Origin of the sequence: Enterobacter cloacae complex sp. SHL012, assembly GCF_049237505.1 — a bacterium.
GTDB lineage: Bacteria > Pseudomonadota > Gammaproteobacteria > Enterobacterales > Enterobacteriaceae > Enterobacter > Enterobacter kobei.
In genome coordinates, this window is sequence record NZ_JBMKIZ010000004.1 from 145,755 (window position 1) to 169,976 (window position 24,222).

Annotated in this window: 20 protein-coding genes and 1 riboswitch; of the genes, 13 read left to right on the forward strand and 7 right to left on the reverse strand. The window is 55.8% G+C overall.

Annotated features, from left to right (window positions below; genetic code table 11):
• Window position 1: 1 nt before the first annotated feature.
• Together ilvI and leuO are read right to left on the reverse strand one after the other, a co-directional pair.
• On the reverse strand, window positions 2-1,726 hold the full coding sequence (ilvI, locus tag ACOTY9_RS15205; protein ID WP_014882535.1) for an acetolactate synthase 3 large subunit: 1,725 nt from the start codon (window positions 1,724-1,726) through the stop codon (window positions 2-4).
• A 379-nt stretch (window positions 1,727-2,105) separates the two neighbouring features.
• A complete protein-coding gene (gene leuO / locus ACOTY9_RS15210; protein WP_032629721.1) occupies window positions 2,106-3,050 on the reverse strand; it encodes a transcriptional regulator LeuO in 945 nt (314 codons plus the stop codon).
• Between the two features lie 615 nt (window positions 3,051-3,665).
• Between leuO and leuL the strand changes: the two genes are divergently transcribed.
• The 5 genes from leuL to leuD all read left to right on the forward strand — a co-directional run bounded on the left by leuL (window position 3,666) and on the right by leuD (window position 8,525).
• Entirely contained in the window at window positions 3,666-3,752 is an 87-nt protein-coding gene (gene leuL / locus ACOTY9_RS15215) for a leu operon leader peptide (protein ID WP_099458923.1), read from the forward strand.
• A gap of 91 nt (window positions 3,753-3,843) precedes the next feature.
• Window positions 3,844-5,415, forward strand: a complete 1,572-nt coding sequence (gene leuA / locus ACOTY9_RS15220; protein ID WP_014882534.1) for a 2-isopropylmalate synthase — start codon at window positions 3,844-3,846, stop codon at window positions 5,413-5,415.
• Window positions 5,415-6,506, forward strand: coding sequence for a 3-isopropylmalate dehydrogenase (gene leuB, locus ACOTY9_RS15225; RefSeq protein ID WP_048960675.1), 1,092 nt, complete (start codon window positions 5,415-5,417; stop codon window positions 6,504-6,506). Before leuA ends, leuB begins: the two co-directional genes overlap by 1 nt.
• A 2-nt stretch (window positions 6,507-6,508) precedes the next feature.
• Entirely contained in the window at window positions 6,509-7,909 is a 1,401-nt protein-coding gene (leuC, locus tag ACOTY9_RS15230) for a 3-isopropylmalate dehydratase large subunit (protein WP_421637377.1), read from the forward strand.
• A gap of 10 nt (window positions 7,910-7,919) precedes the next feature.
• Window positions 7,920-8,525: a 3-isopropylmalate dehydratase small subunit gene (gene leuD / locus ACOTY9_RS15235; RefSeq protein ID WP_014882531.1), complete on the forward strand. Its 606-nt coding sequence runs from the start codon at window positions 7,920-7,922 to the stop codon at window positions 8,523-8,525.
• A gap of 92 nt (window positions 8,526-8,617) precedes the next feature.
• Here leuD and ACOTY9_RS15240 read toward each other — a convergent pair whose 3' ends face one another.
• The 3 genes from ACOTY9_RS15240 to sgrT form a co-directional block, all read right to left on the reverse strand.
• On the reverse strand, window positions 8,618-8,770 hold the full coding sequence (locus tag ACOTY9_RS15240) for a Hok/Gef family protein (RefSeq protein WP_010427008.1): 153 nt from the start codon (window positions 8,768-8,770) through the stop codon (window positions 8,618-8,620).
• A gap of 217 nt (window positions 8,771-8,987) precedes the next feature.
• Window positions 8,988-10,166, reverse strand: coding sequence for a sugar efflux transporter (locus ACOTY9_RS15245; RefSeq protein ID WP_045134566.1), 1,179 nt, complete (start codon window positions 10,164-10,166; stop codon window positions 8,988-8,990).
• A gap of 120 nt (window positions 10,167-10,286) precedes the next feature.
• Window positions 10,287-10,439, reverse strand: a complete 153-nt coding sequence (gene sgrT, locus ACOTY9_RS15250) for a glucose uptake inhibitor SgrT (RefSeq protein WP_014882529.1) — start codon at window positions 10,437-10,439, stop codon at window positions 10,287-10,289.
• 88 nt (window positions 10,440-10,527) lie between these two features.
• On the opposite strand from sgrT, the gene sgrR reads away from it, so the two are divergent.
• The 4 genes from sgrR to thiQ all read left to right on the forward strand — a co-directional run bounded on the left by sgrR (window position 10,528) and on the right by thiQ (window position 15,606).
• A complete protein-coding gene (gene sgrR / locus ACOTY9_RS15255) occupies window positions 10,528-12,183 on the forward strand; it encodes an HTH-type transcriptional regulator SgrR (RefSeq protein ID WP_014882528.1) in 1,656 nt (551 codons plus the stop codon).
• Window positions 12,184-12,219: 36 nt separating this feature from the next.
• A riboswitch (TPP riboswitch) is annotated at window positions 12,220-12,320 on the forward strand.
• Window positions 12,321-12,351: 31 nt separating this feature from the next.
• Window positions 12,352-13,335, forward strand: coding sequence for a thiamine ABC transporter substrate binding subunit (gene thiB, locus ACOTY9_RS15260; RefSeq protein WP_421637378.1), 984 nt, complete (start codon window positions 12,352-12,354; stop codon window positions 13,333-13,335).
• Window positions 13,311-14,921 (forward strand): thiamine/thiamine pyrophosphate ABC transporter permease ThiP, encoded by a 1,611-nt coding sequence (gene thiP / locus ACOTY9_RS15265; protein WP_032637515.1) that lies wholly within the window; start codon window positions 13,311-13,313, stop codon window positions 14,919-14,921. The genes thiB and thiP overlap by 25 nt, the downstream gene beginning before the upstream one ends.
• On the forward strand, window positions 14,905-15,606 hold the full coding sequence (gene thiQ / locus ACOTY9_RS15270) for a thiamine ABC transporter ATP-binding protein ThiQ (protein ID WP_063666905.1): 702 nt from the start codon (window positions 14,905-14,907) through the stop codon (window positions 15,604-15,606). Before thiP ends, thiQ begins: the two co-directional genes overlap by 17 nt.
• A 42-nt stretch (window positions 15,607-15,648) precedes the next feature.
• Here the strand turns inward: thiQ and ACOTY9_RS15275 are convergent, their stop codons facing one another.
• Both ACOTY9_RS15275 and araC read right to left on the reverse strand, forming a co-directional pair.
• Entirely contained in the window at window positions 15,649-16,416 is a 768-nt protein-coding gene (locus ACOTY9_RS15275) for a DedA family protein (RefSeq protein WP_014882517.1), read from the reverse strand.
• A 128-nt stretch (window positions 16,417-16,544) separates the two neighbouring features.
• A complete protein-coding gene (araC, locus tag ACOTY9_RS15280) occupies window positions 16,545-17,390 on the reverse strand; it encodes an arabinose operon transcriptional regulator AraC (protein ID WP_014882516.1) in 846 nt (281 codons plus the stop codon).
• Between the two features lie 337 nt (window positions 17,391-17,727).
• On the opposite strand from araC, the gene araB reads away from it, so the two are divergent.
• From araB to polB, 4 genes are all read left to right on the forward strand, one after another.
• Window positions 17,728-19,437, forward strand: coding sequence for a ribulokinase (gene araB / locus ACOTY9_RS15285; RefSeq protein ID WP_045269093.1), 1,710 nt, complete (start codon window positions 17,728-17,730; stop codon window positions 19,435-19,437).
• Window positions 19,438-19,447: 10 nt separating this feature from the next.
• On the forward strand, window positions 19,448-20,950 hold the full coding sequence (gene araA / locus ACOTY9_RS15290; protein WP_014882514.1) for an L-arabinose isomerase: 1,503 nt from the start codon (window positions 19,448-19,450) through the stop codon (window positions 20,948-20,950).
• Between the two features lie 47 nt (window positions 20,951-20,997).
• The gene (gene araD / locus ACOTY9_RS15295; protein ID WP_045134561.1) at window positions 20,998-21,693 is read left to right on the forward strand and encodes an L-ribulose-5-phosphate 4-epimerase; all 696 of its coding nucleotides are present in this window, start codon (window positions 20,998-21,000) and stop codon (window positions 21,691-21,693) included.
• A 115-nt stretch (window positions 21,694-21,808) separates the two neighbouring features.
• On the forward strand, window positions 21,809-24,166 hold the full coding sequence (gene polB, locus ACOTY9_RS15300; protein WP_117580895.1) for a DNA polymerase II: 2,358 nt from the start codon (window positions 21,809-21,811) through the stop codon (window positions 24,164-24,166).
• Window positions 24,167-24,222: the final 56 nt, after the last annotated feature.

The following is a 24,222-nucleotide window of genomic DNA, read 5'->3' on the forward strand; positions in this document are numbered from 1 at the left end:
ATCAGGTTCTCTCCGTTTTGCTTAACCACATTTCATCCATACCACCGCCGCGAATATGCATCGGATAAACGTGCTCGGTCCCATCAACGATGACATCCATAAAGACGAGGCGGTTGTTTTTAACCTGCTCAAGCGCTTGTGCGAGCGACGATTCCAGCAAAGCGGGATCGGTCACCCGCATCCCCACGTGGCCATAAGCTTCAGCAAGACGAACAAAATCCGGCAGCGACTGCATGTATGACTGAGAGTGACGGCCAGAGTAGATCATATCCTGCCACTGCTTCACCATACCGAGATAGCCGTTGTTGAGGTTAAGCACCAGTACCGGCAACTCATATTGCAGCGCGGTAGAAAGTTCCTGAATGTTCATCTGGATACTGCCGTCCCCGGTCACGCAGACGACGGTTTCATTTGGCAGTGCCAGCTTCACGCCCAGCGCGGCAGGCAAACCAAAGCCCATCGTTCCTAAACCCCCTGAATTGATCCAGTGACGCGGTTTATCAAAGGGATAATAGAGGGCGGCGAACATTTGATGCTGACCCACGTCTGAAGTGACATAAGCGTCGCCTTTCGTCAGTCGCCAGACCGCTTCAATCACGGCCTGAGGCTTAATATGCTCACTTTGAGTGTCATATTTCAGACACTGGCGCGCGCGCCACTGCTCAATTTGCAGCCACCAGTCGCGGATCTCATCCAGCGGTTGAGTCGTGCTCTCCTGGGTCAGCAGATCCAGCATTTGCTCCAGTACCTGCCGGGCATCGCCGACGATAGGCACATCAGCCGACACCGTTTTTGAAATCGACGTGGGGTCGATATCAATGTGCAGCACCGTGGCATTCGGGCAATACTTCGCCAGATTGTTGGTCGTACGATCGTCAAAGCGCACGCCGACGGCAAAGATCACATCGGAATGATGCATCGTCATGTTGGCTTCATAGGTACCGTGCATACCCAGCATGCCCAGCGCCTGACGGTGGGTGGCGGGAAACGCCCCGAGTCCCATCAGCGACGACGCAACAGGAAGATTGAGCTTTTCGATCAGTTCACGAAGCTGTGGCTCACACGCAGAATTAATTGCCCCACCGCCGACATAGACCACCGGTTTTTTAGCGGCCAGCAGCGTCTGCAGTGCACGTTTGATCTGGCCTTTGTGGCCCTGCGTGGTGGGGTTGTAAGAACGCATGCTTACCGATTCCGGCCAGACATAAGGCAGCTTGTTTGCCGGATTCAGGATATCTTTAGGCAGATCGACCACCACCGGTCCCGGACGTCCGCTTGCCGCCAGCCAGAATGCTTTTTTCAGCACGCCAGGAATGTCTTCGGTTTGCTTAACCAGGAAGCTGTGCTTCACAACGGGACGCGATATCCCGACCATGTCGCACTCCTGAAATGCGTCGTAGCCAATCAGTGAGGTTGCCACCTGCCCGGAGAGGATCACCAGCGGAATAGAGTCCATGTACGCGGTCGCAATGCCGGTAATAGCGTTTGTCGCACCGGGTCCCGACGTGACTAACACCACGCCCACTTCCCCCGTCGCACGCGCCAGGCCATCAGCCATATGCACCGCCGCCTGTTCATGACGTACAAGGATATGGTCAATGCCGCCTACCGTATGCAGTGCATCATAAATATCAAGGACCGCGCCGCCAGGATAGCCGAACACTTGTTTCACGCCCTGATCGATAAGCGATCGGACGACCATTTCCGCGCCAGACAACATCTCCATGCTTTGCCTCCAGGCATTTTGTTATAGACGGACCGCCGAATTCATTTCTGCACCGTCTTGCGATCGGGATGAACCCGTCTTCTATTAGCTGAGTGATACTTACCTTAACCGCTCGTTATGAGGCAGGCAATTAGCAAACCCGGAGAGCGAAGTGGCGGTTAAAGCAGAAAAAACAGACATTGCCAGAGGATATGGTTAATTCATCTGTAATTAGAGGAGGAGATGATAAATCATCGCTGAAAAGCGCGATGATTCAGGAAATCATCTATTTTTACAGGTCTGGCAACCGTCAGAAAAGATCCAGAACAGAATAAAATAGTAGTTAACAAAACAAAACCAGGATAAACCACATGCAAAGATGCAATTTACCCTGACCTGATTAACGGCGGCAGATGCTGATAAGTAATTCTTCCATCCACTGATGCCCTTTGTCCCGCCCTGCAGCTTCATGCCAGGAGAGATAACAGGTACGGCTATTAAGCTTAAGCGGCAGAGGCAAAATTTGCAGATTTAACGCGTCAGAGAACTCTTCCGCCAGCCAGCGCGGGGCAATAGCCACCAGCTGCGTCTGGGAAACGACGTTTAATACGCTGACCATTGCCATTCCTTGATATGCCACGCTCGCCTGTTTATCTGCTGTGTCGTACCACGGCAGACTAAATGAGGCATATCTGTCGAGCGCAACCACGGCATGTTGTTCGCTATAAACATCACTTTCACGTAGCGGAGCATTCAGTCGTGGATGTTTTTTACTGGCAACCAATACCATTTCATCTTTAAACAACGGCACGCACGAAAATTCAGGGCGACGGAACTCTTCGTATCCCAGGACAAATTCGGTTTCCTGGTAACGTAACTGGTGTTCTGTGTTTTGATTTAAGGATGATTTGAACACCAGATTAATATTTGGCGCAATCTCTTCAACCTTATTATAAATAATAGATGTCAGATAATTATCTAACGGACTGCAGACGCAGAGATGGAATACGCGTTCACTGCTTAGCGGTTCAAAACCCGAGCCCGGCAGCTCATTTTGCACCAGTTGCAGAGCCTGGCGAATAGAGCCGAAGAGCTGGAATGCCCGCGCAGTAGGCTGAATCCCTCGTCCGTAGCGAACGAATAATTCGTCGTTGAACATCACCTTAAGCCTGGCAACGGCATTACTCACGGCAGGTTGTGACATCCCCAACGCTTGCGCCGCCCGGGTGATATTCTGCTCCTGCATGACAGCATCAAACACCGTCAGTAGATTAAGATCCACCGTGCGTAGCTGGGGTTTAATCCCATCTGTAACTTGAGGTTGTTTAATATTATTTTCTGACACTTCTGACTCCACTGTCACGCTACACACCACGTCCTTCGCCGACGCATTGTAATAATCCCGAAAAATATGATTTACCATGCCAATACGTCCAACAAAAGAGAATTGTTTAAAAATCGGAATATATAAAGATCACGCGATAACACACAAATAAAAACCGGCATAACAGATATATTTGACTTTATAGTTAGAATGAAACCATAAACCAAGTCAATACACAATGGTCATCTGGTTAAGGATGACTTAAGTATAATTAAACTGTTATCGACTTTGCGTATACTTACGTTAATAATCTGTTATTCCCATTCATTCACGGCCAGAGAGAAAGAATGCCTATGTGAATGGTAAATCAATGATATTAAATACTTTAAAAAGAAAACATCCACGACGAAAAATACATATTTCAAAATACCTGCTAAATGTACTTATTTCTGCAAATGTTTTTTGAGTCCAATTTTAGACAATTCATATAGCCCGAAAAGCAAAATCCAGCACAATAAGCTAAAGCCTATAACCTGTCTGTTCAGTCTGTCGGAACCGTTTTTACCGTCAGGGGTTGACATGAACAGCCGTATCCAGTACCACTAAAAGTATATTGAATTTAACGGAGCACGATTCATGACACGCACCCATCGTTTCACCGGTCTACTACTACTAAACGCATCTTCTGTGCGCGGTAGACTGGCGGGCGAAATTCAGCGTTGAATCGTCACCAGTAAGACTAAAAACCCGCGCCACTGCGCGGGTTTTTTTATGCTCGTAGCAAGGCGCCCTAAGACTGACAAGGACCTAACCCATGAGCCAGCAAGTCATTATTTTCGATACTACTTTACGTGACGGTGAACAGGCATTACAGGCAAGCCTGAGTGTAAAAGAGAAGCTGCAGATTGCGCTGGCTCTCGAGCGAATGGGCGTCGACGTCATGGAGGTGGGGTTCCCGGTCTCTTCTCCGGGTGATTTCGAATCTGTACAGACCATTGCGCGCACCATTAAAAATAGCCGCGTCTGTGGCCTGGCACGCTGTGTAGAGAAAGACATCGACGTTGCGGCCGAGTCGCTGAAAGTGGCCGAAGCCTTCCGTATTCACACCTTCATTGCTACCTCGCCAATGCATATCGCAACCAAATTGCGCAGCACGCTGGATGAGGTGATTGAACGCGCGGTGTATATGGTTAAGCGCGCACGTAACTATACCGATGACGTTGAATTCTCTTGCGAAGACGCGGGCCGTACGCCAATCGAAGACCTGGCGCGCGTTGTGGAAGCCGCCATCAACGCGGGCGCGAAAACCATCAACATCCCGGACACCGTCGGCTACACCATGCCGTTTGAGTTCTCTAACATCATCACCGGCCTGTATGACCGCGTACCGAATATTGATAAAGCAATTATCTCCGTCCACACCCACGATGATTTGGGGCTGGCGGTGGGCAATGCCATCGCCGCCGTCCACGCCGGAGCGCGTCAGGTAGAAGGCGCGATGAACGGTATCGGTGAACGCGCGGGCAACTGTTCGCTGGAAGAAGTGATCATGGCGATCAAAGTGCGCAAAGACATCATGAACGTGCACACCCGCATCAATCACAACGAAATTTGGCGCACCAGCCAGACCGTCAGCCAGATTTGCAACATGCCGATCCCGGCCAACAAAGCGATTGTCGGCACGGGCGCGTTCGCGCATTCCTCTGGTATCCACCAGGACGGCGTACTGAAAAACCGCGAAAACTACGAAATCATGACCCCAGAATCTATCGGTCTGAACCAGGTGCAGTTGAACCTGACCTCCCGTTCCGGCCGCGCCGCGGTGAAACACCGTATGGAAGAGATGGGTTATCAGGACAGCGATTACAACATGGATCAGCTGTACGACGCATTCCTGAAGCTGGCCGACAAAAAAGGTCAGGTGTTCGACTATGACCTGGAAGCGCTGGCTTTTATTAACAAACAGCAGGAAGAGCCAGAGCACTTCCGTCTGGATTACTTCAACGTGCAGTCCGGCTCCAGCGACATCGCCACCGCCTCGGTCAAACTGGCCTGTGGTGACGAGATTAAAGCCGAAGCGGCAAACGGTAACGGCCCTGTCGACGCCATCTATCAGGCAATCAACCGCGTCACCGAATACGACGTTGAGCTGGTGAAATATGACCTGACGGCGAAAGGGCATGGTAAAGACGCTTTAGGCCAGGTGGATATCGTCGTCAATTACAACGGTCGCCGTTTCCACGGAGTGGGTCTGGCGACGGATATTGTCGAATCCTCCGCGAAAGCAATGGTGCATGTCCTGAACAACATCTGGCGCGCCGCTGAAGTCGAAAAAGAGTTGCAACGCAAAGCTCAGAATAAAGAGAACAACAAGGAAACCGTGTAATGTCGAAGAATTACCATATTGCTGTGTTGCCGGGTGACGGTATTGGCCCGGAAGTGATGGCACAGGCGCTGAAAGTACTGGAAGCCGTTCGCTCGCGTTTTGCGATGAAAATCACCACCAGCCATTACGACGTGGGCGGTATTGCCATTGATAACCACGGTACACCGCTGCCAAAAGCCACCGTCGAAGGCTGCGAAAATGCCGACGCCGTGCTGTTTGGCTCCGTCGGTGGCCCAAAATGGGAACACCTGCCGCCGGCTGAGCAGCCAGAGCGCGGCGCGCTGCTGCCGCTGCGTAAACACTTTAAGTTGTTCAGCAATCTGCGTCCGGCGAAGCTCTACCAGGGGCTGGAAGAATTCTGCCCGCTGCGCGCGGATATCGCGGCCAACGGTTTCGACATTCTCTGCGTGCGCGAACTGACCGGCGGAATTTACTTCGGTCAGCCAAAGGGCCGCGAAGGCAGCGGCCAGCATGAAAAAGCATTCGATACCGAGGTATATCACCGTTTCGAAATTGAACGTATCGCCCATATCGCCTTTGAGTCGGCGCGTAAACGCCGTCATAAAGTGACCTCCATTGATAAAGCAAACGTGCTGCAGTCGTCCATTTTGTGGCGTGAGATCGTCAGCGAAGTCGCGAAGCAATATCCGGACATTGAGCTGTCGCATATGTACATTGATAACGCGACCATGCAGCTGATTAAGGATCCCTCCCAGTTTGACGTGCTGCTCTGCTCTAACCTGTTCGGCGATATCCTGTCTGACGAGTGCGCGATGATCACCGGCTCCATGGGGATGTTGCCATCCGCCAGCCTGAATGAAGAAGGCTTCGGGCTGTACGAACCTGCCGGGGGCTCCGCACCGGATATCGCAGGCAAAAACATCGCCAACCCGATTGCACAGATCCTCTCCCTGGCTCTGCTGCTGCGCTACAGCCTTGATGCAGGTGATGCAGCAACCGCAATTGAAAACGCCATTAACCGGGCGTTAGAAGAAGGCGTCCGTACCGGTGATTTAGCACGCGGCACGGCAGCAGTCAGTACTGATGAAATGGGCGACATCATTGCCCGCTATGTCGCTGAAGGGGTGTAATCATGGCCAAAACCTTATATGAAAAGTTGTTTGATGCACACGTTGTCTACGAAGCACCAAACGAAACCCCACTGCTGTATATCGACCGTCATCTGGTACACGAAGTGACCTCCCCGCAGGCATTTGACGGCCTGCGTGCGCACAAGCGTCCCGTGCGTCAGCCGGGAAAAACCTTCGCGACGATGGATCATAACGTTTCCACTCAGACCAAAAACATCAATGCGTCGGGTGAGATGGCACGTATCCAGATGCAGGAACTGATCAAGAACTGCAACGAATTTGGCGTGGAGTTATACGATCTGAACCACCCTTATCAGGGCATCGTCCACGTGATGGGGCCGGAGCAAGGGATTACCCTGCCGGGCATGACCATCGTATGCGGTGACTCTCATACCGCAACGCACGGCGCGTTTGGCGCGCTGGCGTTTGGTATCGGTACGTCTGAAGTGGAACATGTTCTGGCGACGCAGACCCTGAAACAGCGCCGCGCCAAAACCATGAAGATTGAAGTGAAAGGTAAAGCCGCACCGGGGATCACGGCGAAAGACATCGTGCTGGCTATCATCGGCAAAACCGGCAGCGCAGGCGGTACCGGTCACGTAGTGGAATTTTGCGGCGACGCTATTCAGGCGCTGAGCATGGAAGGTCGTATGACCCTGTGCAACATGGCCATTGAGATGGGCGCCAAAGCAGGCCTGGTGGCACCAGACGAAACGACCTTCAACTATGTGAAAGGTCGTCTGCACGCGCCAAAAGGCCAGGATTTTGACGATGCGGTCGCGTACTGGAAAACCCTGAAAACCGACGACGGGGCAACCTTTGACACCGTTGTCACGCTGCAGGCAGAAGAGATTGCGCCTCAGGTGACCTGGGGCACCAACCCGGGTCAGGTGATTTCCGTTAACGACAGCATTCCTGACCCGGCCTCCTTTGCCGATCCGGTCGAGCGTGCCAGTGCGGAGAAAGCGCTGGCCTATATGGGACTGAAGCCCGGTGTGCCGTTGACCGACGTGACCATTGATAAAGTCTTCATTGGATCCTGTACCAACTCCCGTATCGAAGATTTACGTGCTGCTGCAGAGATTGCTAAAGGCCGCAAAGTTGCGCCGGGCGTGCAGGCGCTGGTGGTTCCCGGTTCCGGTCCGGTGAAGGCTCAGGCAGAAGCGGAAGGGCTGGATAAGATCTTTATCGAAGCAGGTTTTGAGTGGCGTTTGCCGGGATGCTCCATGTGTCTGGCCATGAACAACGACCGTCTGAATCCAGGCGAACGTTGTGCTTCCACCAGCAACCGTAACTTTGAAGGCCGTCAGGGCCGCGGTGGGCGTACCCATCTGGTCAGCCCGGCAATGGCCGCCGCTGCAGCCGTTACCGGCCATTTCGCCGACATTCGCAGCCTGAAATAAGGAGACAATCATGGCAGAGAAATTTACCCAACACACAGGCCGGGTTGTCCCCCTGGATGCCGCTAACGTCGATACTGACGCCATCATTCCTAAGCAGTTTTTGCAGAAAGTGACCCGCACCGGTTTTGGTGCACACCTGTTCAACGACTGGCGTTTCCTGGATGACAAAGGCGAAGTGCCTAATCCAGAATTCGTTCTGAACTTCCCGGAATACACAGGCGCGTCCATTCTGCTGGCGCGGGAAAACTTTGGCTGCGGTTCTTCGCGTGAACATGCTCCCTGGGCGCTCACCGATTACGGCTTTAAGGTGGTTATCGCCCCGAGCTTCGCGGATATCTTCTACGGTAACAGCTTCAACAACCAGCTGCTGCCCGTGACGCTGAGTGACGAACAGGTTGATGAGCTGTTTGCGCTGGTTAAGGCGAATCCGGGCATGGCGTTTGAAGTGGATCTGGAAGCGGAAGTGGTTAAAGCGGGTGAGAAGACCTACAGCTTCAGCATTGATGCATTCCGCCGTCACTGCATGCTGAACGGTCTGGACAGCATTGGTCTGACGCTCCAGCATGAAGACGCCATCTCAGCGTACGAGAAAAAACAGCCTGCGTTTATGGGCTAAAGGCAATGGCCCGCGAAAAGCGGGCCATTGATAAGGGTGCGTTGAGGCTCAACCACTCTGGAGAGGCGGGGAAACCTTCCCCGCCAATACCGCTAACGTTTTGCTTCGTAAGCCAACACTGCTGCCAGCTCTGTTTTCTCCTGTCTGAAATGCAATTCACATAGCGAATCACGCACCATCCAGGTGAAGATCAATAGCGTCGTACAGATCAGAAACAAACCTAACAACAGAGTACGTTTTGGCATTCCAGCCTCCTTATTGCTTTTCGGCAATGAAGAGACTAACCTCGCAATGTGTGTTGTGAAGTTGGTCTCCCCATCAGTTTTATTGATGTGGGACTCTCCACTGTTTGCCTCTTGCGAAAGCCTGAGGCAAACAGCCTCAAGCACCCGCCACGCACTCTATGCGCCTTCCCTTCATCTGTCAGAAAGTCGTTTCATTTCGTGAAGCCGCCTTCCAGAATCAAACATCCTTAACCCGGCATGTCAGCCCAAGCGTGATGACCGAAATCGCGGCAATCATCCAGTAAACCGAGGCATGTCCGTAGCTCTGCGCCAGCGCTCCCTGAATCACCCCCGCCAGAATGACGCCTGTCGAAATGCTGTTGGTGAAAAGCGTGGTCGCCGAGCCAGCGCGTCCCGGCATTAAGTCCTGGAACCAGAGCATGCCGATCCCGGCCACGATCCCGATGAATATGGCATTGAACAGCTGCAGCGCCAGCAGTGCTTCGCGCGAATGGAAGAAGATCAGCCCAAGATAGAACAACACCCCGGCGGCAACCGCAACCACCATCATTTTGCGTTTACCGAAGCGCTTTACGTAATACCCTGCAAGAATCATCGCCGGAATCTCCAGCCCGGCAGCCGTTCCCATTAAGATCCCGGCGAGCTTGTCCGGCAGACCGAGATCGCTGCTGATCCACAGTGGCATATCAATGATGTACATGGTATTGCAGGTCCACATCAGCGTGGAGGCGATAAACAACATACGGACGTTTTTGTCCTGCCAGCCGCTCACTTGCGTAATCGGCTTATCCGTCGTCTGTTCGACGCGCGCCACAGACGGCAGCACGAAGGCAATCAGCGCCAGGCTGATGGCAAAAATGGCCGCGGCGATGGAGAACATGGCGGTAAAACCGTAGTTCAACGCCAGCATGAAGGCCAGCGGCGGGCCGATGACCCATGCCAGTGAAAGCTGAGCACGCATCACCGAGCTGAACATCACCACTTCCCGCGCGGAGTTATCCGCGTATTCTCGGGCCAGGGCGAAAAGCTGCGGCATGGCGGTATTCGCCAGCGATGCCAGCAGGACACCGCAGGTAATGAGCGTCAGGTAATGGCGATTGAACGCAAAGAGTAGCGCGTTGCCCACGGCCATAGCGCAGCAAAAGAGGATCAGCTTGCGGCGATCGCCCTGGCTGTCCGATCGTTTCGCCAGCGCGAGGCTGACCAGGATCCCGGCAATGGCGTTAACGGTGTAAAACAGGCCGACCCAAAACGGCTGCGCCCCCACCTCGCGGCTGAGGAACAGGCTCAACGTTGGCGCCTGCAACGCCCCCGCCACGCCCATCATAAAGGCTACCAGCATAAAAGCGGCATATACGCCATTCAGGCGGCGCCCCATCGTCATCAACCACAGCATACGCAAGTCCTTGTGAAAGCGAATCGAAATTGGGTGAAAGAATAAACGAAAAAAGCCAGCAAAAACATTTTGCTGGCGGGTGATAAACACCAATACTCAGTCACACATGATCGAGGCGAGTTAGCGGGAAGAGGTCGGTTTCGTAACATCCCACTGCATCAGTTCTTCTAACATTTTCAGCCGCTGCTCTGCACACCGGCGGGCCAGCCAGGACGCTCCTTTTGTCGCTGAAAAGTACTGCTGATAAAACTGACGTGCGGTAGACCTCTTCATAATTTACCTCCTCACTTCATCGGGGAGAATTATTGGCCTAATATAGGGATAAATAAATTGCTGGTTTTTTGTCAGGAGTTCCCCTTTTATGCCTTCTGGTCGTCTGCAACAACAATTTATCCGCCTCTGGCAGTGCTGCGAGGGGCAGTCGCAGGAGACCACGCTCAACGAGCTGGCTGACCTGCTCAACTGTTCGCGCCGTCATATGCGCACGCTGCTTAACACCATGCAGCAGCAGGGCTGGTTAAGCTGGGAAGCGGAGGCAGGACGCGGGAAGCGCTCACGTTTGACCTTTCTCTATACCGGTCTGGCGTTGCAGCAGCAGCGCGCGGAGGATCTGCTGGAGCAGGATCGCATCGACCAGCTGGTGCAGCTGGTGGGCGACAAAGCCGCCGTGCGCCAGATGCTGGTCTCACATCTTGGACGTAGCTTTCGTCAGGGCCGCCACATTCTGCGGGTGCTCTACTACCGTCCGATGAAAAATCTGTTACCCGGCACGGCGTTACGGCGTTCTGAAACCCACATGGCCCGGCAGATTTTCAGCGGCCTGACGCGGATAAATGAGGAAAATGGGGAACTGGAAGCGGATATCGCGCATCACTGGCAGCAACTTTCCCCGTGCCACTGGCGCTTCTTCTTACGCCCCGGCATCCACTTTCACCACGGTCGCGAGCTGGACATGCGCGACGTCATCGCCTCTCTGGAACGTGCCCGCAAGCTACCGCTTTATTCACACATTTCCCGCGTTCATTCCCCGACGGCATGGACGCTGGATATTGAGCTGTCGCAGCAGGACAAATGGCTTCCCTGGCTGCTGGGCTATGTGCCGTCGATGATTTTGCCTGCCGAGTGGGAGTCGCTGAACAATTTCGCCAGCCTGCCGATTGGCACCGGCCCCTACTCCGTGTCCCGCAATAACAACAACCAGCTGAAAATTCGCGCGTTTGATGACTACTTTGGCTATCGGGCACTGATCGACGAAGTGAACGTCTGGGTATTACCGGATCTCAATGAAGATCTCAGCTGCGGGCTGACGCTGGAAGGCCCCACCACGGGAGAAAAAGCGGTGGAGAGTCGTCTGGAGGAGGGATGCTACTACCTGCTGTTTGATAGCCGCACCCACCGCGGGGCAAACCAGGCCGTTCGTCAGTGGGTCAGCCACGTGCTGTCCCCCTCCAATCTGATCTACCATGCGGAAGAGCAGTACCAGACATACTGGTTCCCGGCGTACGGCCTGCTTCCGCGCTGGCACCACGCCCGCCCGGCGCACTGCGACAAACCTGCCGGGCTGGAGTCCATCACCCTGACCTACTACCGCGAGCACGTGGAGCATCGTTTTATCGCCGGGATCATGGCCAGGCTGCTGGCAGCCGAAGGCGTGACGCTGGAGATCAGAGAAGTGGACTATGACGAATGGCACCGGGGGGAGATCGTCAGTGATATCTGGCTAAACAGCGCCAACTTCACCCTGCCGCTCGATTTCTCGCTCTTTTCTCATCTGTATGAGATCCCGCTGATCCAGCACTGTATCAACCGTGACTGGCAGCAGGACGCTGCCCAGTGGCGCGCTGGCGACATGAATCTTGCCGTTTGGTGTCAGCAATTGCTGGCTGAACAGGCGATTGTACCTCTGATACACCACTGGCTGATGATCCAGGGTCAACGCAGTATGCGCGGTCTGCGGATGAACACCCTGGGCTGGTTTGATTTCAAATCAGCCTGGTTTGCGCCGCCGGAGCCATAACGCTTTCGTAATATTCACCAAATCATTACAATAGCGCCGTTCTCAACGGGGTGCTGCATCACAGATGTGCGCTGAGATAATACCCGTCGAACCTGATCCGGATAACGCCGGCGAAGGGATTTGAGGCTGTCTCTCAAAATCCTTTGCCACTCAACCCTGAGGTGCAAAGTGTTAAAAAAAGTTCTTCCTCTGCTGGCGCTGTTTGCGCTGCCTGCGTTCGCGAAGCCCGTCCTGACGGTCTATACCTACGACTCGTTCTCTGCCGACTGGGGCCCTGGCCCGTTAGTCAAAAAAGCCTTCGAAGCTGACTGTAATTGCGAGCTGAAATTCGTGGCGCTGGAAGATGGCGTGTCGCTGCTTAACCGTCTGCGTATGGAAGGGAAAAACAGCAAAGTCGACGTGGTGCTCGGGCTGGATAACAACCTGCTGGAAGCCGCCACGCAAACCAAACTGTTTGCCAAAAGCGGCGTAGCGGCAGAGGCCGTCAACGTGCCGGGCGGCTGGAACAACGACACCTTTGTGCCGTTCGACTACGGCTACTTTGCTTTCGTCTATGACAAAAACAAGCTGAAAAATCCGCCGAAGAGCCTGAAGGAGCTGGTGGAGAGCGACCAGAAATGGCGCGTGATTTATGAAGATCCGCGTACCAGCACGCCAGGCCTGGGACTGCTGCTTTGGATGCAGAAGGTCTACGGGGATAACGCGCCGCAAGCGTGGCAGAAGCTGGCCGCCAAAACCGTCACTGTGACCAAAGGCTGGAGTGAAGCGTATGGTCTGTTCCTGAAAGGCGAAAGCGATCTGGTGCTCAGCTACACCACCTCGCCGGCTTACCACATTATCGCCGAGAAGAAAGACAACTACGCCGCCGCGAATTTTGCCGAAGGGCATTATCTGCAGGTGGAGGTTGCCGCGCGTACCGCTGCCAGCAAACAGCCGGAACTCGCCGAGAAGTTCCTGAAATTTATGGTTTCTCCGGCGTTTCAGAATGCCATTCCTGCGGGCAACTGGATGTATCCCGTCACCCACGTTGCACTGCCGGCCGGTTTCGAACAGTTAACCAAACCACAAACGTCGCTGGAGTTTACGCCGCAGCAGGTGGCCGCGCAGCGAGCAGCATGGGTAAGTGAATGGCAACGCGCCGTCAGCCGTTAATTCCTGGCTGGTTACTTCCCGGACTGCTCGCCGCCATGCTGATGGTGGTAGTCAGTCTGGGAGCATTCCTTGCGTTGTGGTTTAACGCGCCGGAGAGCGATCTGCTCGCGCTCTGGCGCGATAGCTATCTCTGGCACGTCATTCGTTTCTCCTTCTGGCAGGCGTTTCTTTCTGCCCTGCTGTCAGCGATCCCGGCTATTTTTCTTGCGCGGGCTCTGTATCGTCGGCATTTCCCCGGAAGAGTAGTCCTGCTGCGCCTGTGCGCCATGACGCTGATCCTGCCCGTGCTGGTCGCGGTATTTGGTATCCTGAGTGTTTACGGTCGACAGGGCTGGCTGGCGTTGCTGTTTGCCCGGCTTGGTCTGGAATGGACCTTCTCGCCATACGGCCTGCAGGGCATTCTGCTGGCGCACGTGTTTTTCAATATGCCGATGGCAACGCGCCTCTTTTTGCAGGCACTGGAGAATATTCCCGGCGAACAACGCCAGATTGCCGCTCAGCTTGGCATGCGTGGATGGTCGTTTTTCCGCTTTGTCGAATGGCCTTGGTTAAGACGTCAGATTGCCCCGGTTGCCGCGCTGATCTTTATGCTCTGCTTCGCCAGCTTCGCCACCGTGCTTTCTCTCGGCGGCGGGCCACAGGCGACCACCATTGAGCTGGCGATTTATCAGGCCTTAAGTTACGACTACGATCCGGGCCGCGCCGCGCTTCTGGCGATCGTGCAGATGGCGTGCTGTCTGGTGCTGGTGCTGCTGAGCCAGCGCCTGAGCAAAGCGATTCCCCCGGGCAGCAATAGCCTCTCGGGCTGGCGCGATCCGCAGGATAGCCTGCACAGCCGCGTCTCCGATTTTATCCTGATCGTGCTGGCACTCCTGCTTCTGTTGCCACCGCTGCTGGCCGTTATCGTTGATGGCCTGAACAGGAATGTGGTGTCAGTACTGCAACAGCCCGTGCTGTGGCAAGCGACGTGGACCTCGGTACGCATTGCGCTGGCAGCCGGAGCGCTATGCGTGATCCTGACCATGATGTTGCTCTGGAGCAGCCGTGAGCTCTACGCGCGTCATGCCCGTAATGCCGGACAAGCGCTGGAGCTAACGGGCATGCTGATCCTGGCGATGCCGGGCATTGTGCTGGCGACCGGTTTCTTTCTGCTGTTCAACACCACCGTCGGCCTGCCGGAAAGCGCCGACGGCATCGTCATTTTTACCAATGCCTTAATGGCCATCCCCTACGCGCTGAAAGTACTGGAAAATCCTATGCGGGATGTCAACAGCCGCTACAGCGTCCTGTGTCAGTCCCTTGGGATAACCGGCTGGCGGCGGTTAAAGGTGGTGGAACTTCGCGCCCTGAAACGACCGCTCGCTCAGGCGCTGGCCTTCGCCTGCGTACTCTCCATCGGGGATTTTGGCGTGGTAGCCCTTTTCGGCAATGACGATTTCCGCACGCTGCCGTTCTGGCTTTATCAGCAGATTGGCTCCTACCGCAGCCAGGACGGGGCCGTCACGGCGCTGCTGCTGCTTCTGCTGTGCTTTGGACTCTTTACCGTTATCGAAAAACTTCCGGGGCGTGATGTTAAAACTGACTGATGTAACCTGGCTTTACCAGCATCTGCCGATGCGCTTCACGCTCTCCGTGCGTCAGGGAGAGATTATTGCGGTGCTTGGCCCAAGCGGTGCGGGAAAAAGCACGCTGCTCAATTTGGTTGCGGGGTTTCTGCAGCCGGCAAGCGGATCGATAATCATTGAAAATCGGGACCATACCCATACGCCGCCTGCAAAACGTCCTGTCTCCATGCTGTTTCAGGAAAACAACCTGTTTACCCACCTGACGGTGCGGCAAAACATCGCGCTGGGGATGCATCCGGGACTCAAGCTGAACGCCCCCCAGCGCCAGAAGCTAGAGGTCATTGCCGCCCAGATGGGGATCGCGGAATTTCTCGACAGGCTGCCCGGCGAGCTTTCCGGCGGCCAGCGTCAGCGCGTGGCGCTTGCCCGTTGTCTGGTCCGCGAACAGCCGATACTGCTGCTGGATGAACCGTTCTCTGCGCTCGACCCGGCGCTGCGCCAGGAGATGCTGACGCTTGTGCAGGACGTCTGTCAGCGCCAGCAGCTGACGATGCTGATGGTTTCGCACAGCATCGAAGATGCCGCACGGATTGCCCCCAGATCGGTGGTCATTGCCGAAGGACGAATTGTGTGGGATGGGATGACAGAAGAACTTCTGAAGGGTAACGCTACCGCGTCGTCGCTGCTGGGCATCAGCGCAGTCTGATGCCATCACTCTGGCCCTCTCCCACAGGGAGAGGGAAACCCATTAACGGCTCACCACCTTCAACAGGATTTCACCGTACACCGGCATCAGAGGATGGCGAATCAGTGCGACCAGCGCCACCACCGCAACGCCCAGCATCAGGGGGGCCAGCCACAAAAGACGAGTGCGCGGAAGATAGCGTGTCAGGCGATCGACACTGGCTTTCGCACTGCGCCATAACCGCCAGCACAGCCACGCAGCCAGCCACAGCAGCACCGCCGTTGCCAGCAACAGCCACTTAAACTCACCGCTTTGCATGCCGTCAGGAATATCGATGGCCGCACCGGCCAGGATCCCCGGCAGGAAGTAGAACGGCGGCCAGAAGACGCAGCCGATGATGTTCGGCACCACAAACTTTGCAACGGGCAGATCCAGCATTCCGGCAACCATCGGCACCAGAGGACGCGTGGGTCCCACAAAGCGGCCGACGAGAATAGTAAACATGCTGTGCTGATGCAGCGCATGCTCGGTTTTATCCAGCAGCGCTTTGTTCTTTTTCATGAACGACCAGCGGTGCAGCGGCTTCTTAAAGCGCCAGCCCAGCCAGAAGGAGATCCAGTCGCCCAGCAGGCAGCCGATTATCCCGGCCAGCCACGCCTGCCAGAAATTGACCTCGCCGCTGCCAATCAGCGCGCCAAGACCCGCCATCATCACGGTGCCGGGCAGGATTAACCCCACGAGCGCCAGCGACTCCAGAAAGGCCACCAGCGCCACGGCGATGAGCGAATACATAACGGACTGGGTAATAAAGTGTTCCAGCAATGCCTGCATAACTATTCCGGTCAGAAAACGAATCAGCGATTCTGCTTAGCGCCCCGCACTGCGTCAAGGCAACAATTGTCTGAATAGTTTACAGGTAGCTTTCTGCGTTCACCTGTTTGTTTATCTTTTTTTACCGTTTATTCACATCCCGCGCGGAATTCACTCGGGCTGGCACCGGTGCATTTTTTAAAGACGCGAGAAAAATAGAGCTGATCTTCAAAGCCAACGTTACGCCCCACGGTGGCAATCGGCATCCGGGTGGTGCTGAGCAACAGTTTCGCCTGGCTGATACGCTGATCCTCACGCCAGCTCAGGACGCTGACGCCAAGCTGCTGGCGAAACAGATGTGACAGCCGTGACGGCGACAGACACACATGCTGGGCGACGCTGGCAATATCGAACTGACTGTCGGCGAGATGGTCGCTGATGTACTGGCAGGCGTCGCGCACGCGGTTATCCAGCGGAGGATTAAGCGACTCGTTAATGGCCTCCATCCGTCGCAGCAGCAGTTGTTCAAGCAGGTTTATCGCCAGCAGTTCAGCGTAGCGACCACCAGCCTGCCCCGCGTCAATAATCTGCGCGAACAGCTCACGGAACTGCGCCAGATGCACTTCATCCGGGCGATAAAAACCGGTGTGCGCAAAAATAGCAGGCCAGGTAAGCCACTCCTGCCAGTAGGCGCGCGGACGGAAATAGACCCACTGGTGATACCACTCTTTGGCATCCGGATGACGGCCATAGTGGTGGATCTCCCCCGGCGGGAACAGCAGGATATCGCCGGGGCGGCAGACGAACTGCTGGTCGCCATTCTTGATGATCCCCTCTCCGCGCACGGTCAGGTTGAGGATATACCCTTTCATCCCGAGCGGTCGATCGACGTAAAAATCGAGATATCCCTCAGCCTCGATAGGGGTCAGCCCTGCCACAAGGTGCGCGTTAAACGAGTATCCCGGCAACAAGGGATCGTTTTGCGTTTCGGCCATAGATTCAGTTCTCCCAACGGTCCTGAAGGAAACCAATTGTCCATATCACTAAAAGCAGGTCAAAAATGGTCTGCGAAAAGATCCAGAAAGCATCACGCCTCTTTTACGTCCGCCATGTTTCAGCCTTTCCCCCTGATTTCTCCGCCAGAGGAGGCAGATAAGCAGTAACAAAAGTGTCTATAAGTGCGGCAGAAATGTCCACATTGAATATTTGCACGGCGTCACACTTTCCGCTGTAACAGCAATTTAATCCATAAGATTAGCGGATCCTGCCTGACGATTTTTGTCCCCAGTCTCTAATGTTCTTCCATACCTGTTTTTCGGATGGAGCAACACCATGGCAATTGCAATTGGCCTCGATTTTGGCAGCGACTCGGTTCGCGCGCTGGCAGTGGACTGTACGACTGGCCAGGAGATAGCAACCAGCGTTGAGTGGTACCCGCGCTGGCAAGAGGGGCGCTACTGTGATGCGCCAAATAACCAGTTCCGTCACCACCCGCGTGACTATATCGAGTCGATGGAAGCGGCAGTCAAAACCGTTCTGGCGGAACTGACGGATGCCCAGCGGGCCGATGTCGTTGGGATTGGCGTCGACAGCACCGGCTCAACGCCTGCCCCGGTGGATGCCGAAGGCCGCGTACTGGCGCTGCGCCCGGAATTCGCCGACAACCCGAACGCCATGTTCGTGCTGTGGAAAGACCATACCGCCGTGGAAGAGGCCGAAGCCATCACCCGTCTTTGCCATCAGCCGGGCAAAACAGACTACTCACGCTATATCGGCGGAATTTACTCCAGCGAATGGTTCTGGGCCAAAATCCTGCATGTCACCCGTGCCGATGCGACCGTTGCGCAGGCTGCGGCATCGTGGATTGAGCTGTGTGACTGGGTTCCCGCCCTGCTCTCCGGCACCACCCGTCCGCAGGATATTCGCCGCGGACGCTGCAGCGCCGGGCATAAATCCCTGTGGCATGAAAGCTGGGGCGGTCTGCCTCCGGCAGCCTTCTTCGATGAACTCGATCCAATTATCAATAAAAACCTGACCTACCCGCTGTTTACCGACACCTTCACCGCCGATATTCCGGTGGGCACGCTCTGCGAAGAGTGGGCAAAACGCCTCGGCCTGCCGCAGAACGTGGCGATTTCCGGGGGCGCGTTTGACTGCCATATGGGTGCCGTGGGGGCGGGCGCACAACCTAACACGCTGGTGAAAGTTATCGGCACCTCCACCTGTGACATTCTGACGGCGGATAAAGCCACCGTTGGCGATCGCGCGGTAAAAGGCATTTGCGGCCAGGTTGACGGCAGCGTGGTGCCGGACTTCATCGGTCTCGAAGCGGGTCAATCCGCCTTCGGCGATATCTACGCCTGGTTTGGCCGCGTGCTGGGCTGGCCGCTGGATCAGCTCGCGGCTGCGCATCCTGAACTGAAAAGCCAGATCGCCGACAGTAAAAAACAGCTTCTGCCACAGCTCACGGAAGCCTGGGCGAAAAATCCGTCTCTCGATCACCTGCCGGTGGTGCTGGACTGGTTTAACGGCCGCCGCACGCCGTTTGCCAACCAGCGACTGAAAGGGGTGATTACCGATCTCAACCTGGCGACCGACGCCCCTGCGCTGTTCGGTGGCCTGATTGCCGCCACTGCCTTCGGCGCGCGCGCCATTATGGAGTGCTTCACCGAACAGGGTATCGACGTGAATAACGTGATGGCACTGGGCGGCATCGCCCGTAAAAATCCGGTCATTATGCAGGCCTGCTGCGACGTGCTGAACCGTCCGCTGCAGATTGTCGCGTCCGATCAATGCTGCGCGCTGGGCGCGGCGATTTTCGCCGCCGTGGCAGCCGGTGTCCACGCGGATATCCCCACCGCGCAGCAGCATATGGCCAGCGCCGTCGAAAACACACTCGAGCCGCGTGTCCAGCAGGCACAACGCTTTGAACAGCTTTATCAGCGCTACCAGCAATGGGCAAAAAGCGCCGAACTTCACTATCTCCCTGTCGCCGCCCCGTCAAAACACACCGCGGACACGACGGCAACCCTGACCCATTAAGGACACGATGATGACCATTTTTAATAATTATGAAGTGTGGTTTGTAATTGGCAGCCAGCACCTGTACGGGCCGGAAGCGCTGCAGCAGGTGACGAAACATGCGGAGCACGTCGTTAATGCCCTCAACGCGGAAGCCAAACTGCCATGCAAACTGGTGCTGAAACCCCTGGGTACAACGCCGGATGAGATCACCCATATCTGTCGCGACGCGAACTACGACGACAAGTGCGCCGGTCTGGTCGTGTGGCTGCACACCTTCTCACCGGCCAAAATGTGGATCAACGGCCTGTCTATCCTCAACAAACCGCTGCTGCAGTTCCATACCCAGTTCAACGCCTCCCTGCCGTGGGACAGCATCGATATGGACTTCATGAACCTGAACCAGACCGCGCACGGCGGCCGCGAGTTCGGCTTCATCGGCGCGCGTATGCGTCAGCAGCATGCCGTCGTGACTGGTCACTGGCAGGACAGCCAGGCGCAAAACCGTATCGGCTCGTGGATGCGTCAGGCGGTATCGAAACAAGATACCCGCCATCTGAAAGTGGTGCGTTTCGGTGACAACATGCGTGAAGTGGCGGTCACCGATGGCGATAAAGTCGCAGCACAAATCAAGTTCGGTTTCTCCGTCAATACATGGGCGGTGGGCGACCTGGTGCAGGTAGTGAATGAAATCAGCGATGGCGACGTGAGCGCGCTGGTAGACGAGTACGAAAGCCGTTACCGCCTGACGCCTGCGGCACAAATCAACGGCGACAAGCGCCAGAACGTGCTGGATGCCGCGCGCATTGAGCTTGGCATGAAGCGCTTCCTGGAACAGGGCGGCTTCCACGCCTTTACGACAACGTTTGAAGACCTCCACGGCCTGAAACAGCTCCCGGGTCTGGCAGTACAACGTCTGATGCAGCAGGGCTACGGCTTTGCAGGCGAAGGCGACTGGAAAACTGCCGCTCTGCTTCGCATCATGAAGGTGATGTCAACCGGTCTGCAGGGCGGCACCTCCTTTATGGAGGATTACACCTACCACTTCGAAAACGGCAATGACCTGGTACTCGGCTCGCACATGCTGGAAGTGTGCCCGTCTATTGCGGTGGAAGAGAAACCGATTCTTGACGTGCAGTACCTCGGCATTGGCGGTAAAGCCGATCCGGCTCGTCTGATCTTCAACACCCGCACGGGCCCGGCCATCAACGCCAGTCTGATCGACCTGGGCGATCGTTTCCGCCTGCTGGTGAACTGCGTCGATGCAGTTGAAACGCCGCATTCACTGCCAAAACTGCCGGTCGCCAACGCCCTGTGGAAAGCACAGCCAGACCTGCCAACCGCGTCAGAAGCCTGGATCCTGGCCGGTGGCGCGCACCACACGGTGTTCAGCCACGCGCTGGATCTGAATGACATGCGTCAGTTCGCCGAGCTGCACGATATCGAACTGACCGTGATTGATAACGACACCCGCCTGCCTGCGTTCAAAGATGCGCTGCGCTGGAACGAAGTCTATTACGGTTCGAAACGCTAAGTACGAAATGCCCGGTGGCACCGTGTTCACCGGGCAGGGAGACAACAATGTTAGACGATCTCAAACGACAGGTGCTCGAAGCCAACCTGGCGCTGCCGAAACATAACCTGGTGACCCTGACCTGGGGCAATGTCAGTGCCGTTGACCGCGAAAAAGGTGTGTTCGTGATCAAGCCTTCTGGCGTGGATTACACGGTGATGACGGCAGACGATATGGTGGTGGTCAGCATCGAAACGGGTGAAGTGGTGGAAGGCAACAAAAGACCCTCCTCCGATACGCCTACCCACCGTCTGCTGTATCAGTCATTCCCGACCATCGGCGGCATCGTGCATACCCATTCGCGTCACGCCACCATATGGGCGCAGGCGGGCCAGTCCATTCCCGCCACGGGTACCACCCACGCGGATTACTTTTACGGCACCATTCCCTGCACGCGCTTAATGACCGAGGCGGAAATCAACGGTGAGTACGAGTGGGAAACCGGCAACGTGATTGTCGAAACCTTCGAAAAACAGGGTATCGACGCGGCGCAGATGCCTGGCGTGCTGGTGCACTCCCATGGTCCCTTCGCCTGGGGTAAAAACGCGGAAGACGCGGTACATAACGCCATCGTGCTGGAAGAGGTCGCCTATATGGGGATCTTCTGTCGCCAGCTCGCGCCACAGCTACCGGATATGCAGCAAACCCTGCTGGATAAGCATTACCTGCGCAAGCACGGCGCGAAAGCGTATTACGGGCAGTAGCTTGTAGGCCGGATAAGCGCAGCGCCATCCGGCAAAAAAGACACTGTATAAAACCCCAGCAAACACCCCTTAACCAGGCTATAATCAAGCCTGGTTTTGTTTATGGGATAACGGTGTGACGCAGGCGCAAGAAGGCTTTTTACTGACCCGGCACTGGCGGGATACGCCTCAGGGCACTGAGGTTGAATTCTGGCTGGCGACGGACAGCGGCCCGTTGCACGTAACGCTGCCGCCGCAGGAGTCCGTGGCGTTTATTCCTGAATCGCACGTCGAAAAAGTCAAACAACTGCTGCGCGGCGAAAACGGCTGGCGCATCACCCCTCTTGAGCTGAAAGATTTCCACCGTCAGCCGGTATACGGCCTTTACTGTCGCGCCCATCGTCAACTGATGCGCTATGAAAAGCTGCTGCGCGAGGCGGGCGTAACGCTCTACGAAGCGGATATCCGCCCCCCCGAGCGTTTCCTGATGGAACGGTTTATTACCGCGCCCGTCTGGGTGGATGGCACAGCGCAAAACGGTCGCCTCGTTAACGCTCGTCTGAAGCCTAACCCGGGCTATCGCCCGCCGCTAAAATGGGTCTCCCTGGACATTGAAACCACCCGCCACGGCGAGCTGTACTGCATTGGTCTGGAAGGCTGCGGCGATCGGGTTGTGTACATGCTTGGGCCGCCAAATGGCGATGCGTCCACGCTGGATTTCCGGCTTGAATATGTCAATAGCCGACCCCAGCTGCTGGAGAAGCTTAACCAGTGGTTTGCCGACTACGATCCCGATGTCCTGATCGGCTGGAACGTGGTGCAGTTCGACCTGCGCGTGCTGCAAAAACATGCCGAGCGGTATCGCATTCCGCTGATACTCGGACGCGGCAACAGCGAGCTGGAGTGGCGCGAGCACGGCTTTAAGAATGGCGTCTTCTTCGCCCAGGCCAATGGCCGCCTGATTATCGACGGCATCGAGGCACTGAAATCCGCCTTCTGGAACTTCTCGTCATTCTCTCTTGAAGCCGTAGCGCAGGCGCTGCTTGGCGAGGGCAAATCCATTGACAATCCCTGGGACAGAATGGATGAGATTGACCGACGCTTTAACGAAGATAAACCGGCGCTCGCCACCTATAACCTGAAAGATTGCGAGCTGGTTACGCAGATTTTCCACAAAACCGAGATCATGCCATTCCTGCTGGAGCGCGCGACGGTAAACGGCCTCGCGGCCGACAGGCACGGCGGCTCGGTAGCGGCCTTTAGCCACCTCTATTTCCCCCGCATGCACCGGGCAGGGTACGTTGCCCCCAACCTCGGGGACGTACCGCCACAGGCCAGCCCCGGCGGGTATGTGATGGACTCCCGGCCAGGGCTTTACGATTCGGTGCTGGTTCTGGATTATAAAAGCCTGTATCCGTCGATTATCCGCACGTACCTGATTGACCCGGTGGGGCTGGTGGAAGGGATGGCGCAGCCGGACGACGCGCACAGCACTGAAGGCTTTCTCGGCGCCCGTTTCTCGCGTGAAAAACACTGCCTGCCTGAAATTGTGGGAAACATCTGGCACGGGCGCGACGAGGCGAAGCGTCACGGCAATAAGCCCCTCTCGCAGGCGCTGAAAATCATTATGAATGCCTTTTACGGCGTGCTGGGCACCAGCGCCTGCCGCTTTTTCGACCCCAGACTGGCGTCATCCATCACCATGCGCGGGCATGAAATCATGCGTCAAACCAAAGCGCTGATTGAATCCCGGGGCTATGACGTCATTTATGGCGATACCGACTCCACCTTTGTCTGGCTGAAAGCCGCCCATTCTGAAGAGGACGCCGCGCGAATCGGCAAAGAACTAGTCGCCTTCGTGAACGCCTGGTGGCGCGAAAGTTTGCAAAAAGAGCGGTTAACCAGCACGTTAGAACTGGAATTTGAAACCCATTTCGCCCGCTTTTTAATGCCCACCATTCGCGGTACCGACCAGGGCAGCAAGAAGCGCTACGCCGGGCTGATTCAGGAAGGTGACACGCAGCGGATGGTGTTCAAAGGGCTGGAGACGGTTCGCACCGACTGGACCCCGCTGGCGCAGCAGTTCCAGCAAACGCTTTACCTGCGGGTATTCCGCAACGAGCCCTATCAGGATTACGTGCGCGAAACCATCGCCAGCCTGATGGCGGGTGAGCTGGATAACCAACTGGTTTACCGCAAACGCCTGCGCCGCCCGCTGGCAGAGTATCAACGTAATGTGCCTCCCCACGTACGCGCCGCGCGCCTGGCGGATGAAGAGAACGTGAAGCGCGGCCGCGCCCCGCAGTATCAGAACCGGGGGACGATCAAATACGTCTGGACAATTAACGGTCCGGAACCGGTGGATTATCAATACTCACCGCTCGATTACGATCACTACCTGACGCGTCAGCTTCAGCCGGTCGCCGACGGAATTTTGCCCTTCATCGACGACGATTTTGCTACACTAGTGACAGGGCAACTTGGCCTATTTTGACACGTGACGAAATGGCTGCCATCCAGTACCATAGCGCCCTTTCCATTCCCGGACCC

Bases quoted from the DNA above. Each gene is read 5' to 3' on its own strand.
- ilvI (WP_014882535.1), bottom strand. From the start codon at position 1,726: ATGGAGATGTTGTCTGGCGCGGAAATGGTCGTCCGATCGCTTATCGAT.
- leuL (WP_099458923.1), top strand. From the start codon at position 3,666: ATGACACGCACCCATCGTTTCACCGGTCTACTACTACTAAACGCATCT.
- leuA (WP_014882534.1), top strand. From the start codon at position 3,844: ATGAGCCAGCAAGTCATTATTTTCGATACTACTTTACGTGACGGTGAA.
- leuB (WP_048960675.1), top strand. From the start codon at position 5,415: ATGTCGAAGAATTACCATATTGCTGTGTTGCCGGGTGACGGTATTGGC.
- leuC (WP_421637377.1), top strand. From the start codon at position 6,509: ATGGCCAAAACCTTATATGAAAAGTTGTTTGATGCACACGTTGTCTAC.
- leuD (WP_014882531.1), top strand. From the start codon at position 7,920: ATGGCAGAGAAATTTACCCAACACACAGGCCGGGTTGTCCCCCTGGAT.
- ACOTY9_RS15240 (WP_010427008.1), bottom strand. From the start codon at position 8,770: ATGCCAAAACGTACTCTGTTGTTAGGTTTGTTTCTGATCTGTACGACG.
- ACOTY9_RS15245 (WP_045134566.1), bottom strand. From the start codon at position 10,166: ATGCTGTGGTTGATGACGATGGGGCGCCGCCTGAATGGCGTATATGCC.
- sgrT (WP_014882529.1), bottom strand. From the start codon at position 10,439: ATGAAGAGGTCTACCGCACGTCAGTTTTATCAGCAGTACTTTTCAGCG.
- sgrR (WP_014882528.1), top strand. From the start codon at position 10,528: ATGCCTTCTGGTCGTCTGCAACAACAATTTATCCGCCTCTGGCAGTGC.
- thiP (WP_032637515.1), top strand. From the start codon at position 13,311: ATGGCAACGCGCCGTCAGCCGTTAATTCCTGGCTGGTTACTTCCCGGA.
- thiQ (WP_063666905.1), top strand. From the start codon at position 14,905: ATGTTAAAACTGACTGATGTAACCTGGCTTTACCAGCATCTGCCGATG.
- ACOTY9_RS15275 (WP_014882517.1), bottom strand. From the start codon at position 16,416: ATGCAGGCATTGCTGGAACACTTTATTACCCAGTCCGTTATGTATTCG.
- araC (WP_014882516.1), bottom strand. From the start codon at position 17,390: ATGGCCGAAACGCAAAACGATCCCTTGTTGCCGGGATACTCGTTTAAC.
- araB (WP_045269093.1), top strand. From the start codon at position 17,728: ATGGCAATTGCAATTGGCCTCGATTTTGGCAGCGACTCGGTTCGCGCG.
- araA (WP_014882514.1), top strand. From the start codon at position 19,448: ATGACCATTTTTAATAATTATGAAGTGTGGTTTGTAATTGGCAGCCAG.
- araD (WP_045134561.1), top strand. From the start codon at position 20,998: ATGTTAGACGATCTCAAACGACAGGTGCTCGAAGCCAACCTGGCGCTG.